At 66.0% G+C, this 16,697-nt stretch carries 20 protein-coding genes; 7 read left to right on the top strand and 13 right to left on the bottom strand.

The features are described 5' to 3' along the window. The first annotated feature begins 175 nt into the window (after positions 1 to 175). The 5 genes from QOU61_RS06465 to QOU61_RS06445 all read left to right on the top strand — a co-directional run bounded on the left by QOU61_RS06465 (position 176) and on the right by QOU61_RS06445 (position 4,324). Positions 176 to 1,318, top strand: a complete 1,143-nt coding sequence (locus QOU61_RS06465) for a type III PLP-dependent enzyme (RefSeq protein WP_289657285.1) — start codon at positions 176 to 178, stop codon at positions 1,316 to 1,318. A 131-nt stretch (positions 1,319 to 1,449) separates the two neighbouring features. Beyond that, on the top strand, positions 1,450 to 2,052 hold the full coding sequence (locus tag QOU61_RS06460) for a GNAT family N-acetyltransferase (RefSeq protein WP_289657284.1): 603 nt from the start codon (positions 1,450 to 1,452) through the stop codon (positions 2,050 to 2,052). Between the two features lie 11 nt (positions 2,053 to 2,063). Then, positions 2,064 to 2,231 (top strand): hypothetical protein, encoded by a 168-nt coding sequence (locus QOU61_RS06455; RefSeq protein ID WP_289657283.1) that lies wholly within the window; start codon positions 2,064 to 2,066, stop codon positions 2,229 to 2,231. A gap of 231 nt (positions 2,232 to 2,462) precedes the next feature. Beyond that, positions 2,463 to 2,852, top strand: a complete 390-nt coding sequence (locus QOU61_RS06450; RefSeq protein WP_289657282.1) for a RidA family protein — start codon at positions 2,463 to 2,465, stop codon at positions 2,850 to 2,852. Between the two features lie 41 nt (positions 2,853 to 2,893). Next, a complete protein-coding gene (locus QOU61_RS06445; protein WP_289657281.1) occupies positions 2,894 to 4,324 on the top strand; it encodes a homospermidine synthase in 1,431 nt (476 codons plus the stop codon). Positions 4,325 to 4,458: 134 nt separating this feature from the next. Here QOU61_RS06445 and QOU61_RS06440 read toward each other — a convergent pair whose 3' ends face one another. The 11 genes from QOU61_RS06440 to QOU61_RS06390 form a co-directional block, all read right to left on the bottom strand. Then, positions 4,459 to 5,199: an acetoacetate decarboxylase gene (locus tag QOU61_RS06440; RefSeq protein ID WP_289657280.1), complete on the bottom strand. Its 741-nt coding sequence runs from the start codon at positions 5,197 to 5,199 to the stop codon at positions 4,459 to 4,461. A 155-nt stretch (positions 5,200 to 5,354) separates the two neighbouring features. Continuing rightward, a complete protein-coding gene (locus QOU61_RS06435; protein WP_289661324.1) occupies positions 5,355 to 5,693 on the bottom strand; it encodes a hypothetical protein in 339 nt (112 codons plus the stop codon). 74 nt (positions 5,694 to 5,767) lie between these two features. Further along, positions 5,768 to 6,787: a WD40 repeat domain-containing protein gene (locus tag QOU61_RS06430; RefSeq protein ID WP_289657279.1), complete on the bottom strand. Its 1,020-nt coding sequence runs from the start codon at positions 6,785 to 6,787 to the stop codon at positions 5,768 to 5,770. Then, complete coding sequence (locus QOU61_RS06425) at positions 6,787 to 7,842, bottom strand: CobW family GTP-binding protein (protein WP_289657278.1); 1,056 nt, start codon at positions 7,840 to 7,842, stop codon at positions 6,787 to 6,789. Before QOU61_RS06425 ends, QOU61_RS06430 begins: the two co-directional genes overlap by 1 nt. Before the next feature lie 297 nt (positions 7,843 to 8,139). Beyond that, a complete protein-coding gene (locus QOU61_RS06420) occupies positions 8,140 to 9,012 on the bottom strand; it encodes a metal ABC transporter substrate-binding protein (RefSeq protein WP_289657277.1) in 873 nt (290 codons plus the stop codon). Between the two features lie 137 nt (positions 9,013 to 9,149). Continuing rightward, the gene (locus QOU61_RS06415) at positions 9,150 to 10,019 is read right to left on the bottom strand and encodes a metal ABC transporter permease (RefSeq protein ID WP_289657276.1); all 870 of its coding nucleotides are present in this window, start codon (positions 10,017 to 10,019) and stop codon (positions 9,150 to 9,152) included. 7 nt (positions 10,020 to 10,026) lie between these two features. Beyond that, positions 10,027 to 10,785 carry a metal ABC transporter ATP-binding protein gene (locus tag QOU61_RS06410; RefSeq protein ID WP_289657275.1) on the bottom strand — a complete coding sequence of 253 codons (759 nt, stop codon included), beginning with the start codon at positions 10,783 to 10,785 and terminating at the stop codon, positions 10,027 to 10,029. A 4-nt stretch (positions 10,786 to 10,789) separates the two neighbouring features. Beyond that, positions 10,790 to 11,032 carry a hypothetical protein gene (locus QOU61_RS06405; RefSeq protein WP_289657274.1) on the bottom strand — a complete coding sequence of 81 codons (243 nt, stop codon included), beginning with the start codon at positions 11,030 to 11,032 and terminating at the stop codon, positions 10,790 to 10,792. A gap of 48 nt (positions 11,033 to 11,080) precedes the next feature. Further along, positions 11,081 to 11,581: a hypothetical protein gene (locus QOU61_RS06400; RefSeq protein WP_289657273.1), complete on the bottom strand. Its 501-nt coding sequence runs from the start codon at positions 11,579 to 11,581 to the stop codon at positions 11,081 to 11,083. Further along, complete coding sequence (locus QOU61_RS06395; RefSeq protein WP_289657272.1) at positions 11,578 to 12,168, bottom strand: permease; 591 nt, start codon at positions 12,166 to 12,168, stop codon at positions 11,578 to 11,580. The genes QOU61_RS06400 and QOU61_RS06395 overlap by 4 nt, the downstream gene beginning before the upstream one ends. 238 nt (positions 12,169 to 12,406) lie before the next feature. Further along, entirely contained in the window at positions 12,407 to 13,003 is a 597-nt protein-coding gene (locus tag QOU61_RS06390) for a superoxide dismutase (RefSeq protein WP_289657271.1), read from the bottom strand. 160 nt (positions 13,004 to 13,163) lie between these two features. Between QOU61_RS06390 and QOU61_RS06385 the strand changes: the two genes are divergently transcribed. Both QOU61_RS06385 and QOU61_RS06380 read left to right on the top strand, forming a co-directional pair. Beyond that, positions 13,164 to 13,691: a GNAT family N-acetyltransferase gene (locus QOU61_RS06385; protein ID WP_289657270.1), complete on the top strand. Its 528-nt coding sequence runs from the start codon at positions 13,164 to 13,166 to the stop codon at positions 13,689 to 13,691. A gap of 90 nt (positions 13,692 to 13,781) precedes the next feature. Beyond that, positions 13,782 to 14,219 (top strand): DUF2147 domain-containing protein, encoded by a 438-nt coding sequence (locus tag QOU61_RS06380; RefSeq protein WP_289657269.1) that lies wholly within the window; start codon positions 13,782 to 13,784, stop codon positions 14,217 to 14,219. A gap of 193 nt (positions 14,220 to 14,412) precedes the next feature. Here the strand turns inward: QOU61_RS06380 and QOU61_RS06375 are convergent, their stop codons facing one another. Further along, positions 14,413 to 15,567, bottom strand: a complete 1,155-nt coding sequence (locus QOU61_RS06375; protein WP_289657268.1) for a DUF3095 domain-containing protein — start codon at positions 15,565 to 15,567, stop codon at positions 14,413 to 14,415. 72 nt (positions 15,568 to 15,639) lie between these two features. Beyond that, entirely contained in the window at positions 15,640 to 16,593 is a 954-nt protein-coding gene (locus QOU61_RS06370; protein WP_289657267.1) for a tripartite tricarboxylate transporter substrate binding protein, read from the bottom strand. Positions 16,594 to 16,697: the final 104 nt, after the last annotated feature.

The raw sequence follows: 16,697 nt of genomic DNA, 5'->3' as shown, positions 1-16,697 counted from the left end.
TTGTCCTTCATTGCCAGGTGAGCGGGCGGGAAACACTCCCAACCAATCCACGGCAGCACAGTCGGTTTGAGTTCGAGGCTTTGTCGCGTCTCCATCGTGCGGCAACGCCAAAGCACTCATGACCGGCATCACTTGCTAACGGGACCCCGTCGCTGGGGCCGTTTGGGAGAGTGCCATGACCGAACGCATCCAGGAATTCCTGCGCACCCGCCGCCAGGAGGGCCGCGACACCGAGCCGTGCCTCGTCGTCGATCTCGACGTCGTGCGCGAGAATTATCAGTCCTTCGCGAAGGCTTTGCCCGACAGCCGCGTGTTCTACGCGGTGAAGGCCAATCCTGCGCCCGAAGTGCTGTCGCTGCTCGCCTCGCTCGGCTCCTGCTTCGACACCGCGACGGTCGCCGAGATCGAGATGGCGCTCGCCGCCGGCGCGACGCCGGACCGCATCTCCTATGGCAACACGATCAAGAAGGAGCGTGACATCGCGCGCGCCTTCGCGCTCGGCATTCGCCTGTTCGCGGTCGACTGCGCCGCCGAGGTCGAGAAGATCGCGCGCGCCGCCCCCGGTGCGCGGGTGTTCTGCCGCATCCTGTACGACTGCGCCGGCGCGGAATGGCCGCTGTCGCGGAAGTTCGGCTGCGACCCGGAGATGGCGGTCGAGGTGCTCGACCTCGCCAAGCGCGTCGGGCTCGAACCCTGCGGCATCTCGTTCCATGTCGGCTCGCAGCAGCGCAAGGTGAAGGCGTGGGATCGGGCGCTGGCGATGGCCTCGACCGTGTTCCGCGACTGCGCCGAGCGCGGGATCAACCTCTCCATGGTCAACATGGGCGGTGGATTCCCGACCAAGTACCTCAAGGACGTTCCGCCGGTCGTGCAGTACGGCCGGTCGATCTTCCGCGCGCTTCGCAAGCATTTCGGCAACCAGATCCCGGAGACCATCATCGAACCGGGCCGCGGCATGGTCGGCAATGCCGGAGTCATCGAGACCGAAGTGGTCCTGATCTCCAAGAAGAGCGACGAGGACGAGGTGCGCTGGGTGTATCTCGACATCGGCAAGTTCGGCGGTCTCGCCGAGACCATGGACGAGTCGATCCGCTACGCCATCCGCACCCCGCATGACGGGGCGGAGATGACGCCGTGCGTGCTCGCGGGCCCGACCTGCGACTCCGCCGACGTGCTGTACGAGAAGGTGCCGTACCCGCTGCCGGTGACGCTCGAGATCGGCGACAAGCTGCTGATCGAGGGCACCGGCGCCTATACGTCGACCTACTCGTCGGTGGCCTTCAACGGCATCCCGCCGCTGAAGACCTACCACATCTGATCTCGCCAAGCGGCGTGATCAGGCGCAAGTAACCGGGAGCCGGCGCGCCGGCTCCCTCCCCTGACATTTCTGTTTCTATTCGACAACGCTTCCGCGGCCGGATCGCCGCGGCAAGCGGGGACTGACGTGCCATGACCCTTGTTCGGAAAAGCCCCGTTGCCCTCCACCCGAAAGCCGCTCCGTTCGCGATCCGTGCGGAGCGGGCTTTCGACGTCGCCGCGCGCGAAGCGCTGCTGGATGCCTGCTTTGGCGAGAACCGCCATCAGCGCACCTGCCAGCGCCTGCGCGACGGACGCGCGCCCGCCGAAGGCCTCGCCTTCTCGGCCGTGCGCCACGGTCGGCTGGCAGGCACTGTGCGGTTGTGGCACGTCAGCGCCGGGGGCATCCCGGCGCTCATGCTCGGCCCGCTTGCGGTAGACGATAGCTGCCGCAAGCTCGGGGCCGGGACCGCGCTGATGGACCATGCGCTCGCGGCGGCTTGTGCGCATGGCCATCGCGCGGTGATCCTTCTGGGCGATGCGCCCTACTATGCCCGCTTCGGCTTCTCGGCGGAGAAGACCGCCGCGCTCACCCTGCCGGGGCCGTTCGAGTCGGCGCGGCTGCTCGGCCTTGAACTCGCCGCGGGCGCGCTCGACGGCGCCGCGGGCCTGATCGTGCCGACCGGCGCGAGCCTGCTCAAAATCGAGGCAGCCCGGGCCGGCAAGGCGCCCCGCGCCGTTCGACGCGCGGCTTAAGAGGCGCAATCATGACGCAGAAACCGCCCACGCGCGGTGCCGCGGCCCCGCGCTTTCGCAGCATCGTCACGACGATCCTGATGGTCATGCTGACCGTGATGATCATCCGCGACATCTTCGCACGGCGCTGGAGTTCGCCCGGCCGCGCCGCCAGCGACGTGACGCATCACTTGCCCTGACATGAGCTTGGGGGTTGCGCGTCCCGCGAAAATGTCCGTAAACCGCATAAAACCAGTGGAGCGGATTTGACGTTCGCTACACGCTTGCCGAGATTCCCTTATGCGAACGTCAAATCCAAAGCTCCACTGGCATCAACAATTTGCTAGTGGTCCTTTGATTCTAACATTCGCAAACGTGCCTCCCAAAGTGGGAGCGAATGTTAGAATCGGACCACTAGACTGAGGTGCTGGATGTCCCGCCGTCTCATCTCCACCGGCTCTCCCTTCGAGAAGACCGCCGGCTACAGTCGCGCCGTCGTCGACGGCGATTTCGCCTTCGTTGCCGGCACCACCGGCTACGATTATGCGACCATGACCATGCCTTCAGATGTCACGAGCCAGTCACGGAACTGCTTCAAGACCATCGAGGCCGCCCTCGATGAGGCCGGCTTCGCGATGGCCGACATCGTGCGCGCGACCTACTACCTCACCGACGTCACCGACGCCGACGCGCACTTTGCCGTCTGCGGCGACGTGCTCGGCGACATTCGCCCGGCAGCGACGCTGCTCGTCGTCTCGGCGCTTTTGAAGCCCGAGATGAAGGTCGAGATCGAGGTGACCGCCAAGCGTCGCACCGACTAATCCACCGCGTTTCGTTTTCCCAACCGCTTTCGGAGTATGCCATGACCCCGCCTTCGCAGGTCCACGCCAAGATTTCCGGCCCCATCGTCATGATCGGCTTCGGCTCGATCGGCAAGGGCACGCTGCCGCTGATCGAGCGGCACTTCGACTATGACAAGTCGCGCTTCGTGATCATCGATCCGCATGAGGACGGCGAGCTTGCGAAGAAGCATGGCGTGCGCTTCATCAAGCAGGGCGTCACCCGCGACAATTACCGCGAACTGCTGGTGCCGCTGCTCACCGCCGGCGACGGCCAGGGCTTTTGCGTCAACCTCTCGGTCGACACCTCCTCGGTCGACATCATGACGCTGTGCCGCGAGGTCGGCGCGCTCTATATCGACACCGTGGTCGAGCCCTGGCTCGGCTTCTATTTCGACAAGAGCGCCGGCCCCGAGAAGCGCTCCAACTACGCGCTGCGCGAGACGCTGCTGGCGGCCAAGCACAAGAGCCCGGGCGGGGTGACCGCGGTCTCCACCTGCGGCGCCAATCCCGGCATGGTGTCCTGGTTCGTCAAGCAGGCGCTGCTCGACATCGCGCGCGACACCAATCTCAAGTTCAACGAGCCGAAGAGCCGCGACGGCTGGGCGCGCCTTGCCCAGAAGCTCGGAGTCAAGGGAATCCACATCGCCGAGCGCGACACCCAGCGCTCCAAGAAGCCGAGGCCGATGAACAAGTTCGTCAACACCTGGTCGGTGGAAGGCTTCGTGTCGGAAGGCCTGCAGCCGGCCGAGCTCGGCTGGGGCACGCACGAGAAATGGATGCCGGACAACGGCCGCACCCATTCCGAGGGCTGTGGCGCTGCGATCTATCTGCTGCAGCCGGGCGCCAACACCCGCGTGCGCTCCTGGTGCCCGACGCCGGGCGCGCAATACGGCTTCCTCGTCACCCACAACGAGTCGATCTCGATCGCGGACTATTTCACCGTGCGCGACGGCGGCAACGTCGTGTACCGGCCGACCTGCCACTACGCCTATCACCCGGCCAACGACGCGGTGCTGTCGCTGCACGAGATGTTCGGCGCCACCGGCAAGATGCAGCCGTCCTGGCACATCCTGGACGAGAACGAGATCGAGGACGGCATCGACGAGCTCGGCGTCCTCGTCTACGGCCACGCCAGGAACGCCTATTGGTACGGCTCGCAGCTATCGATCGAGGAGACGCGGCAGATCGCGCCCTACCAGAACGCGACCGGCCTGCAGGTGTCGTCCGCCGTGCTCGCCGGCATGGTGTGGGCGCTGGAGAACCCGAGCGCGGGAATCGTCGAGGCGGATGAGCTGGATTTCCGCCGCTGCCTCGAAATCCAGATGCCGTATCTCGGCCCGGTGAAGGGCTTCTACACCGACTGGACGCCGCTGACCGACCGGCCCGGCCTGTTCCCGGAGGACATCGACACCTCCGATCCCTGGCAGTTCAGGAACGTGCTGGTGCGGTGACGCCCACCTGTCATCGCCCGGCTCGACCGGGCGATCCAGTCAACACGGGCGTCGAGTGTCTTACGATTGTCTCGGCGTACTGGATGCCCCGCTTTCGCGGGGCATGACGTTGATGGACCAGTGGCCGCCGCGCGTTACTTCGCCAGGTAATCGAAGGCCACGCTGCCGAGGCCGAGCGTCAGGTCGGCCTTGAAGTGCAGCGCGGAGACCACCTCGCGCACCGGCAGCCGCGCCACGTCGGCGAGCGCATGCGGAAACAACCCGAGCGCGGCGGGCCCGGTCCAGGCTTCCTTCAGGGTGATGTCCTCGAGATGATAGCGCACGAGTTCGCAGACCCGCGCGCTGCCGTCGACATGGGGAATGATCTTGAGGATGAAGTTCGGCACCTTCATCGCCTTCAGCACCGTGTCGTGATCGACCTTGCGGTGCTTGTAGCCCATCGTGCCGGAGGCGCAGAGCAGCGAGCCGTAGTGCAGCGTGCCGACCAGCACGTCGCTTTCGACTTCCATCTTCGGCCGCGCCAGCTTCTTGGGAAAGCCCCAGAGCTCGCGGCCGCCGGCAATCGGCGCCTCGTCGTCGAGATACATCGAATGCACGTAGACGCCGTCCTCACCCTTGAAGCGTACCGGGATCACCTGCCCGGTCTCGGTGTAGTCGCCGAAGCCGGTGGAATCCGGCATGCGGATGAATTCATAGCTGACCGTCGAGCCGGCGAGCTCGAGCGGCTCCGGCACCACGGCCGCGAGGGCCTCCGGATCGGTACGGTAGGTGATGGTGAAATATTCGCGGTTGAAGAAGCGGTAGGGCCCCATCGGAAAGGCGGGGTTGGTCAGCGGCATCGAATAGGCGGTTCGCCTGACGTCGTCGATCTTCATGGCATGCCCCGTGGCTGATTGGTTGGGGCCGATTATGGGACTCACGACGCGCCCAGGCGAGGCCGTAAAACCGGCACGACGGTCAAAACGACGTCAGCGCGCGGGGCCTGTCACATTCCCGCCGCGAAGGCGCGCGGTGGCGAAGTCACGGCGGCTCACTTCTTGTCGTTGATCGGCGGGGCGACCTTTTCCGCTGGCGCGGGCGGCAGCGCCGGCTGGGCTCCTGCCTTCTGCGCATCGGGGCTCGGACGCGCGGGCTCCGGCGCCGGCGTGGTCGGGCGCTCACCGCCCGGCTTCGATTCCGCGGGCGCGGCGCTCGGCGACGGCGAAGGCGACGTGGGTTGCAGCGGCTGTGTCGCCTGCGCCATCTGCCGCGGCGGGCCCAGGCTCAATTCGAGCAGCGAAACCCCGGCTATCACCAGCCCGGCCGTCACCAGCACGGCGGCGAGCAGCATGTCCCTGCGATAGGCCCGTCCCCTGTCGTCGATAACCATGGCGCTCAACCCCGCTTTCCTCACGCCCTGTCAACGAGCGGCGGGTCTGCGGGTTCCCGCCGGAACCAACGACACTAGAGCGCGAGCAGGCCTGCTTCGCCATCCTCGCCGGCAAAGGCGAGCATGGTGCCCTTTGCGTTCCAGGCCAGCGCCGCGACCGGCGAGGTGCCGTTACGGCGCACCAGGATTTCGGCGCCGTCCTCCAGCCGCACCATCAGGATGGCGCCGTCGCTGTAGCCCGCCGCAAGCACCTCCTGCTTCGGATGGCAGGCAACCACCGACACGCGCGCCTGCAGCGGCGCAAGCATCGCGGGCTCCTTGCCCATCGGCCCGTCCTTGCTCGCGAACGGCCACAGGATCACGGTGTCGGCACCCGAGGTCGCGAGCGACTTGCCGCCCGCGCTCCACGACATCGACCTCACCCGGCCTGGATAGCCGGACATGCGCATGTGCCGGTTGTCGGCGAGCCGCCAGCCATGCAGCGAGGGCTCGTGCATCGTGGTGACCAGGAAACGGTTGTCGGGGCTGAACACCACGCCGAGGTGCGAGCCGGCCCATTCAAGGAATTCCGGCTTCGCCGCCATGTTCGGAAACCACAGCGTCACGCCGCTGTAATGCGCGACCGCGAGCCGCAGGCCCTTGGGCGCAAAGGCGAGCCCGCCGACGGTGGAGCGGACCTCGAGCGATTTCTCCTCGCCCTTTGCTCTTTTCACAAATGCGGTTTTCCCCGCCGACCAGGCGACCGCGCCGTCCGGATGGACGGCGACATTGTCGATCCAGCGCCGCTTGGGATCGGTCGCGAGCACCGTCACCTCGCCCTTGGCATCGAGCGAGGCAACCTTGCCGTCATCGCCGCCGGAAACGATGCGATCGCCGTCACCAGCCACGCACAGGATGCCGCCGCCATGGACCGCGACGCGGCTGATCTCGCCTTTGGGGTCGACCAGCGCCACGCTCTCCTCGGCGCCGACAAAGGCGGCGCGCTCGCCGAGATAGTGGATCGCGGTGACCGGTGCGCCGATCACGACCGGCTGTACGCGGTCGGTGACCGATGCGATGGACGCCTGGCCTGCGCCCGGATCGAACGAGCTCATCACGAGACGATGCAGCTTTCGAAGCCGGCGCGGATCGCCTCCTCCGGCAATTCGCGGCCGATGAAGACGAGCCGGCTTTCGCGCTTCTCGCCGTCCTTCCATTTCCGCTGATGGTCGCCTTCCAGCATCATGTGCACGCCCTGGAAGACGTAGCGGTCGTCATCGTCGTGGAAGGCGAGGATGCCCTTGGAGCGCAGAATCTTCTGGCCTTCGCTCGCGACCAGGTTCTGCAGCCACGGCATGAACCGCGTGGGGTCGAGCGGCTTGTCGGTCTTGAGCGAGAGCGACTGCATCTCCTCGTCGTGGTAGTGCTTCAACCCGTGGCCATGATCGTGATGGTGATGGTCGTGATCGTGATGGTGATGGTCGTGATCATGCTCCTCGCCGGCCTCGAGGAAATCCGGCTCGATCTCCAGGATGCGGTCGAGATCGAAGGCACCGCGCTCGAGCACGTCTGCCAGCGCCACCTTGCAGCGCTCGGTGCGATGCAGCTTGGCATAGGGGTTGATGCCGCGGATCCGCGCCTCGACTTCGGAAAGCTCGGCCTTGCTGACGAGGTCGGTCTTGTTGAGCACGATGACGTCGGCAAACGCGATCTGGTTCTTGGCTTCCGGCGCGTCCTTGAGCCGGTCGGACAGCCATTTGGCGTCCGCCACCGTCACCACGGCGTCGAGCCGCGCGTTCTTCTGCACGTCCTCGTCGACAAAGAAGGTCTGCGCCACCGGCGCCGGATCGGCGAGCCCGGTGGTCTCGACGATGATGGCGTCGAACTTGCCGCGGCGCCTCATCAGCCCTTCCATGATACGCACGAGGTCGCCGCGCACGGTGCAGCAGATGCAGCCGTTGTTCATCTCGAACACTTCCTCGTCGGCGCCGATGATCAGGTCGTTGTCGATGCCGATCTCGCCGAATTCGTTGACGATGACGGCGTATTTCTTGCCGTGATTTTCCGAGAGGATGCGGTTGAGAAGGGTGGTCTTTCCGGCGCCGAGATAGCCGGTCAGCACTGTGACGGGGACTTTGGATGAGGATGGCGAGAGCGAGGAATCAGTCATGACAACTCCGAAGCGGAGCGTCCGGCGGCCGCCATGACGCCCCAAATTTTCCAGCTACGCACGACCCCGCCGAAGAAGCAGTCCAGCTTGCAGGGTCATGCCACCGGCGCGCCAGGGGCGGGGTGGCCCCCGCCCTAGTGCCGCCGATTTGAAGTTCCTGCACCGATCGCGGCAACTTCGACCAGGAACTTCAAATCGAAAGCCGGCACTAGAATTATAGATTCGCTGGCACCCTTTGCTTTCCGAAGTTCGTTCGAGAGTGCGGGGCTTCGTATTACGAACTTCGGAAAGCGGGTGCTAGCCTTTCAGCGCGCGCGTCAGGGTCCTTATATTGTGCCTGACCAGCTCAATGTAAGTGGGGCATGGGCCGTTTTCGCCGGTCAGGGCGTCTGAAAACAGCGTTCCGCCCACCTTGGCCCCGGTCTCGGCCGCGATCCGCTCGATCAGCCGGGGGTCGCTGACATTTTCGATAAAAACCGCGGGTATCCGGGCTGCCCTGATCTGGCTGACGATGGCGGCGACGTCGCGCGCGCCGGGCTCGCTCTCGGTGGAGACGCCCGAAGGCGCAATGAAGGCGATGCCGTAGGCGGCGGCGAAATAGCCGAAGGCGTTGTGGGTCGAGATCACCTTGCGCCTCCCCTCGGGGATCTCGGCGATCGCGGCGCGCACTTCGGTCTCCAGCGCATCGAGGGCTGCGCCATAACGCTCGGCATTGGCCCGGAACATGTCGGCATTGGCGGGATCGGCGGCGACGAGCGCATCGCGGATGTTGCGCACATAGATCCTGGCGTTGGCGACCGACTGCCAGGCATGCGGATCGGCGGCGGAGCCGAGCCTGAGCGGGGCGATGCTGTTCGTTGCGGTGACGATGACGGCCTTGCCACCCGAGGACTGCACCAGCCGCGGCAGCCAGCCTTCGAGCCCGAGCCCGTTGACGACGACGAGCCTCGCTTCCGCGACCTGCCTCGCATCCGCCGGCGTCGGCGAATAGACATGCACGTCGCCATTGGCGCCGACCAGCGCCGTCACCTCGGCGCGGTCGCCGCCGATCTCGCGCACGAAGTCGGCAAGAATCGAGAAACTGGCGACCACGCGCAGACGGTCGCCGGCTTGCGCCGAGGAAGCCGCCAGCAGAAGCGCAACGCCCAGGGCTCGAAGCACCCGCCGCATCGCCGCGCTCCCGAAGCGCGGTAGCATCAGGTTGAATCGCCATCGCGCTCTGGATTTTTGATCGAGCATGATCTCCGCGCAAATCCGTTCCGCGCTTGTCGCGAGGGAAAGCCGCTGCACACTTTTCCGGATCATGCTCACGCCTCGAGATGGCGGCCGGGAAATGCCTGCCGCACCAGGCCTCCGGCGCTGCCGAACAGCACCGAGGCGAGGTAGAGCGCAGCGGCGACCAGGATCACGGCCGGCCCGGAGGGAATCCGCGTCTGGAACGACAGCACGAGTCCCGCATAGCCGGAAACGATGGCGCTTGCGACCGCGATGCAGATCATGGGCGTGATGTCGCGCGACCAGAACCGCGCAATCCCCGCCGGCAGGATCATCAGTCCGACCGCGAGCAGCGTGCCGAGCGCCTGGAAGCCGTTGACGAGGTTGATGACGACGAGCGCGAGGAACACCAGATGCGCAAGTCCGCCGGCACGGCTCACCGTGCGCAGGAAGACGGGATCGACGCTCTCGACCACCAGCGGCCGGTAGATCACGGCCAGCACCAGCACGGTGACCGTGGCGTTGAAGGCGACCACCAGCAGGGTCTGGTCGTCCATCGCGAGGATATTGCCGAACAGCACGTGCAGAAGGTCGATATTGGTGCCGCGCACGGAAACGATGGTGACGCCGAGCGCGAGCGAGGCGAGATAGAAGGTCGCGAGCGACGCATCCTCCTTCAGCCCCGTACTGCGCGAGACGAGGCCCGAGAGGATCGCGACCGCAAAGCCCGCGATCAGGCCGCCGGTCGTCATCGCGAACAAATTGAGGCCGGAAAGCAGGAAGCCGATCGCGGCACCCGGCAGGATCGCGTGCGCCATGGCGTCGCCGACGAGGCTCATCCGCCGCAGCATCAGGAACACGCCGATCGGCGCGCCGCCGAGCGACAGCGCGATCACGGCGGCAAGCGCGCGGCGCATGAATTCGAAGTCGAGGAAGGGCGCGAGCAGCGTGTCGTAGATCATGGCACCATCAGGCGGCGCGCGAGCGCGCAGGGTCGTCGACACAGGCAGCGGCAGCGTCGTCGAACGCCTCGCACATCCGACGCGCCTCGGCGAGGTTCTCCGCGGTCAGAACCTCTGGCGTGGCGCCCCAGGCCACCGGCTCGCGCGCCAGCAGCAGCGTCTGCGGAAAATTGCCGCGCACCAGGTCCATATCATGCAAGGCCGCAAGCACGGTGCGGCCCTCCGCATGCCAGCGCCTGGTCAGCGCCAGCAGGTCGGCCGAGGTTTTGGCGTCGATGGCATTGAAAGGCTCGTCCAGCACGATCAGCCGCGCATCCTGCAACAGCACGCGCGCGAACAGCATGCGCTGCATCTGCCCGCCCGACAGCGTGCCGATGGCGCGGTTCTCGAAACCGGTGAGGCCGACTGCGGCGAGCGCATCGGCGATCCTCGCGCGCTGCGCCTTGCCGATGCCGCCGAAAATGCCGCAGGCGCGCCACAGGCCGGTGCCGACGAAATCGAACACCGAGATCGGGAAGCTGCGGTCGATGTCGGCGATCTGCGGCAGATAGGCGATGTCGCGCGCGTCGAGCCCGCCCAGCCCGATCGCGCCCGCGAGCGGCTTGAGGATGCCGACGATGCCGCGAAACAGCGTCGATTTGCCGGCGCCGTTGGGCCCGACCACCGCGAGCAGTGCGCCGGTTGCGACCTCGCCGCTCAAGTGATGCACCGCCGGATGGCGGTCATAGCCGAGCGTGACGTCGCGGAAGGCAAGCTGTGCGGTCACGGCGTTACCTCATCGCGAGCCAGACGATGGCCCATAGCGCCGCGGCGACGACGCCGGCCGCGGCCAGCCGCGAGACGGCGGCCATGCGCAGGATCGACCACGGCGCGGCCTGCGCGGGATGCGGCGAGGACGGGCCATGCGAATGCCCATGGGCATGCGCATGGGGGTGGCCATGGGCGTGCGAATGCCCGTGAGACTGGCCATGCCGGTGCTCGGCGGGATGGGCTTGGACGTCGGGTGGAACCATGAGGAAACGTTATAATATAACATTACCCAAGTCTACCTCAGGGGCTGATCAGGGCTTCCCGATCGCCATGGCGATCGCCGCCGCGACAAACGGAAACGGCAGCGAGACCGCGGCGCGAAACCAGACGAATTTCGCCGGCATGAAGGGGATTTCCCAGAGCAGCACGCGCTGGAAGGCGAACAGCGCCCACGCCACCACATAGGCGATTACCTGCGGCGGGCCGCCGCCGGCCTTCAGCGCCACCGCGCCGATGGAAAAGCCGACCACCGGCCCGCCGGGCGTGGCCGCGCCGGCCAGCACCGCCGTCAGCACGCCAAGCCAGCCGCTGTCCGGGCCGAGCCAGCCGGTGATGATCTCCTGCGGGATCACGGCCGCGATATAGCCGGAGCCGATCACGCCGAGCGCGATCCGCGGCACGATGTTGATGAAATCCATCGCGCCTTCGCGCGTCGAGGCCTTCAGCACCGAAGGCCCCTGCCGGTAGGCGATGAAGCCCACCGCCAGGGCCGAACCCCACAAAAGGATGTCGATCAGGAGCGCCGCGCTCATTCGCTGCCCCCCTTCGGATAGAGGCGGACATAGACGAAGCGTCCCAGCGCGCCGGCGAGCACCGGCAGCGGCAGCGAGATCACGATCCGCCACAGCGTGAAGTCGGTGCCCATGATCGGCAATTCCCAGGCAACCGCGCGGCCATAGCCGATCAGGGTCCAGCTCACGACCATGGCGATGGTGGCGCCGAAATCGGCGCCGACCGCGAGCAGCGCGCTCGCCACCGGATAGGCGGTGAACGGCCCGCCCGGCAGGATCGCCCCGAACGCGGTACCGATCAGAAGCCCTTTCAGCCCGGAGCTCGGCCCGAGCGACCGCGACACCTTCTCATGCGGCAGGATTTCCGCGATGAAGGCCCCGAGCAGGCAGCCGGCGAGCACGCGCGGCAGGATGCCGCCGAACAACGCAAGATCATGGGTGAGGATGTCGAGCACGCCCGCCATGCCGTCGCGGCGCCAGACCAGCGCCGCGCTGACGACGACCAGCACCAGGATGGTGATCATCGACCAGCCGACGGGCTTGCGCGCGTGGCCAGGACGCGGCTCCTCTTCGGCGGCCGGGCGGTCTGTCAACGATGGTTCGGACAAGGGTCAGGTCGGATGTGGCGGGGCACGCAACCTGCTTAGTCGCGGCAGAAGGGCGATGCAAACACAAGCGCGGCCAACCCTATGCGATGGCCATGGAGGCCCATGCACGGACCGCCCGGTCAGCCCCGTCGGCGCGAAAAGGGCGGCAGCGTCGATCGCTGCCGCCCCATCATTCTCGAACGACCGTGGTCATCGCGGCGGAAGGCTCGCGCGCCTCGCGATGACGAAAGCGCCGAACTCAGGCCTTGCCGAACAGCTCGTCGACATATTCCCAGTTCACGAGACTATCGACGAACGCCTTCAGGTAGTCCGGACGGCGATTGCGATAGTCGATGTAGTAGGAGTGCTCCCAGACGTCGCAGCCGAGGATCGGGGTGCCGCCGTGCACCAGCGGATTCTCGCCGTTCGGCGTCTTGGAGATTTCGAGCTTGCCGTTCTTGACCGACAGCCAGCACCAGCCGGAGCCGAACTGGCCGACGCCCGCGGCGGCGAAGTCGGTCTTGAACTTCTCGAAGCCGCCGAGGTCCTCGTTGATCTTCTTCTCCAGCCGGCCGGGCAGCTTGCTGCCGCCGCCATTGGGCTTCATCCATTTCCAGAAATGGAGATGGTTGTAGTGCTGGCCGGCATTGTTGAACACGGCGGCGTTCTTGTTGAACGAGCCCTTCACGATCTCTTCGAGGGACTTGCCTTCGAATTCGGTCCCCTTGATCGCGTTGTTGCCATTGGTCACATAGGCCTGATGGTGCTTGTCGTGATGGTATTCCAGCGTTTCCTTCGACATATGGGGCGCAAGCGCGTCATAGGCGTAAGGCAGGGGGGGAAGCGTAAAGGTCATGGGATTTTGTCCGCAACTTGTGGGAAGACGTGACTTAACGGGACCCCTTATAGAAGGTTCCATCGGCCTTAGACACCCCATTATTGGCCCCCGGGAAAGGGATGCTTCGGCGACGATCACGGTTTGGCGATTGCGTGTCGATCCTTAAGCGGAAGAGCATATGAGTATCGAAATCGACGTCCTCAACGGGGACGCAGGCTGGGCCGAGGCGGAGGCGCTGTTCGACGCGGTGTGGCCGCTGCATGTCCTCAAGAAGCTTCCCTGGGGCGATGTGACCTTCGCCGATGCCGACCTGCGCGTGCTGGTGCGCGACGCGGAGGGCAGCGTGGTCTGCCATGTCGGGCTTTTTCGGCGTGTCATCACCTGGAATGGCCGCAAGATGCATGCCGGCGGCATTGGCGGCGTCGCCACGCGCGCGGATGCGCGGCGGCGCGGCTATGCGACGCTGGCGCTGAGCGCGGCGATCCAGACGCTCAAGGACGAGCGCTCGCTCGATTTCGCGCTGCTGTTCTGCGAGCCGCACAACGCGCCGTTCTATGTCGCGCGCGGCTTCAAACCGTTCGACGGAGAAATTTATGTCGAGCAACCCGGGGGACGCGTGCGTTTTGTTGCCATTGCGCCCTATGTCCACGAATTGCGGCGCCTGCCGCTCAAGGGCGTCATCGATCTCAATGGCTTGCCATGGTAGGGGACAGGCTTGCGCAAGGTGGGCATTGCAAGGTGGGCATTGCACAAAGCTGATTTCTTGCTAAGAGCGGCCGTCTTTTGGGGGTGATTCATGATTTCTCGATTCGGTTTTGCGCTCGTCGCGGCGGCACTTTTCGTCGCGCCCCTGAAGGCGCAGGAAGCGGGCGAGGCGAACGGTATTTGGCTGACGCAAGCGGGCGACGCCCGGGTGAAGGTCAGCAAATGCGGCGGCGGCCTGTGCGGCGTCGTGGTGTGGCTGCGGCAGCCGATCGATCCCAACACCGGAAAGCCCGCCCTTGACGACAAGAATCCGAATCCCGCTCTGGCCCGGCGGCCGATGATCGGGCTGCCGCTGTTCTCCGAAATGCGACCGAACGGTCCAGCCCGCTGGTCAGGCCAGATCTATAACGCCGATGACGGCAACACCTATGCCAGCAATGTTGCGGTGACCGGGCCTGACACGCTGCGGGTCGAGGGCTGCGTCGGTGCACTCTGCGGCGGCGAGACCTGGACCCGCGCCCAGCGCTAGTGTCCCGATTCCGAAGTTCGCATCATTCCGCGGCCCCTCGTTTGCGAACTTCGGAATCGAAGGGACACTAGCAACTTATTGATCTAGTGTGGCTTTGGTTCAGAAGTCCGCATGACGAACTCGCGGCGACAATGGTGCGGACTTCTGAACCGCCACACTAGCGCCCGGAAAAGCCATCGCGCTTCAGGCCGCATCACGCCGTCATCGCCTTCAGCGCGGTCGCGGCGGACGCATAGCCGCCGCGGGCGCCATCAATGAAATGCACGTGATCGCTGCGCATCACCGACGGCGTGAAGCAGGTCATCATCGCGGCGTCCTGTCGGTGCACGCCGTAGCGGATGATGCCGCGCGATGCGGCGGCCTCGAGCCGTTGCGTCAGCGCGCGCTCGAGCTCTGCCGTGCAGTCCAGCACCATGCGCAAGCCATCGTCATATTTGCGAAAGTCGGAATTCTCGACCAGCTGCCGCAGGTAATTCCTCGGCACAAACTGGCCGACCGTGATGCCGAAGCGCATCACAAAATAGGCCCACAGCGTGACGGCGAGCACGACGGCGCGACGCCTGAAGAGCGATCCACCGCGCGCCGCGCGTGCCTCGTAGTCGATACCCTGCGGCGGCCATTTCAGCGGCGGGCCGCCCGCAGGCACCGGCCGTCCCGCATCCGGGCTGCGCTCGACGAGCGTGACGACGTCCTCGATCGCCTTGCGGAAGTCGGCCGGATCGGCGCCGCGCGCCGGCACCACCAGAACCGAGAGAATGAGGCCGCGCGTCGCCGGCATTTCCTCGAACCTGCAGGACAGCCCGGAAAGATCCGGCTGCGTGCCCGGGGCGGCCGGCTCGACCGCGAATTCACCGCGCTTCATCGCGGCCTCCGCCCAGCCCAGCCCGCCGCCGGAGAACATCGCGTAGGACAAATTGGCGGACGGGCCGAAGCGCGCGACGCGCACGTCAAGCCGCTGCGCGCGGATCGCGGCGATCGGCACCAGCGCCACACGCATGACGAGATCGAGATCATCGGCGACCCAGCGCGCGGTTGCCGCCAGCGCCTCGCGCGCCGCGGAAAGATCTGAGGGCGCCACCGCGAAGCTCGCGCCGTCGCCGCCGAACACGAAGGGAAATTCGCGGCCCCCAAGCGCATTGGTGACGGACGCGATCACCGCCGCGCCGGCCATGTTGACCGCCTTGTAGCGCTTCGCCGCGATCGCCCCGGTCGAGTCCACGATATCGGCGACGCCGACGGTCCAGTCGTCCGGAAGGGCCGAATACAGCGCCGGGTCCATCAGGCTGGCAAAGCCGCGGAACACCGGGATGCGGCCGTAGAATGGTTCAGAGCGGTCGGATGGGATCATGGTTTCGGAATGGTCCGGATCGGGCACGGTCGAGGAGATATGGCCGGCTTCAACTCAGGTTCGCGCCGGCTGTCATTTTCCGGCCGCCGGCAATGCGAGAACCGCCACCCATTTTTCGATATCGGCGCGGATGAAATCGGCGAATTCCTTCGGCGTGCCGCCAACCGGGTCCGTTCCCTGTTGCCGCAGCGCCGCACGCACCCCTTCGGCGTTCAACGCATCGTTCGCGGCCGTCGAGAGCTTCTCGATGATCGCCGGCGGCGTCCCGGATGGAGCGAGAAGTCCGATCCAGATGCCCGCATCAAATCCTTCCATTCCCGCTTCGGCGAGCGTCGGAACGTCCGGCATGCTCAGCGCGCGCTTTGACTGCGCGACAGCGAACGCCTTCAGCTTGCCCGCCTCGACATGCGGGGCCAGGGTCGCGGCCACATTGAACATCAGCGTGATGCGGCCCGAGAGCAGGTCCGACAGCGCCTGATTGCTTCCGCCCTGATACGGGACCGACACGATCTTGGTGCCCGCCTTGGCGTTGAACAGCTCGGCCGCCATGTAGCTTGCCGTCGCATATCCGGAAGAGCCGAAGGTCAGGGAATCGGGCTTGCTTTTCGCCAGCGCGATCAGCTCCCGCAAATTATTGGCCGGGACCGAGGGATGCGCCACCAGCACATTCGGAACGGTGCCGAGCAGGGCGATCGGCGCCAGGTCGCGCCCAAGGTTGAAGTTCGATTTCGTCTCTGCGGGATTGAGCGTGTTGGCGATCGTCGCCATGAAAAGCGTGTAGCCATCGGCGGGCGCCCGCGCCACCGCTTCCGCCGCAATCATGCTGCTGTTGCCCGGGCGGTTTTCGACAATGACCGGCTGACCAAGACCGACCTCCATCTGCTTGCCGACAAGCCGGGCCAGGATATCGGCGGCCGAACCGGGCCCGAACCCGATCACGATCTTGACCGGCTGCGCGGGATAGATCTGTGCGGAGGCCGTGCCCGCCGCCGCAACCATGACGATGCCGATGCAAAGCGTGGACATTCGAAGGCAACGACCGAACATGCTTCTCCTCGCCTGCGGTTCATCCCGGGCTTGTTGACGCCCTCGGACGTCGGCCCTACAGCTTGGAAAGTCCCAGCGGAGGC

Source organism: Bradyrhizobium sp. NP1, assembly GCF_030378205.1.
In the GTDB taxonomy this organism is placed as follows: Bacteria; Pseudomonadota; Alphaproteobacteria; order Rhizobiales; family Xanthobacteraceae; genus Bradyrhizobium.
This window is presented reverse-complemented; position numbering and strand designations above follow the sequence as displayed.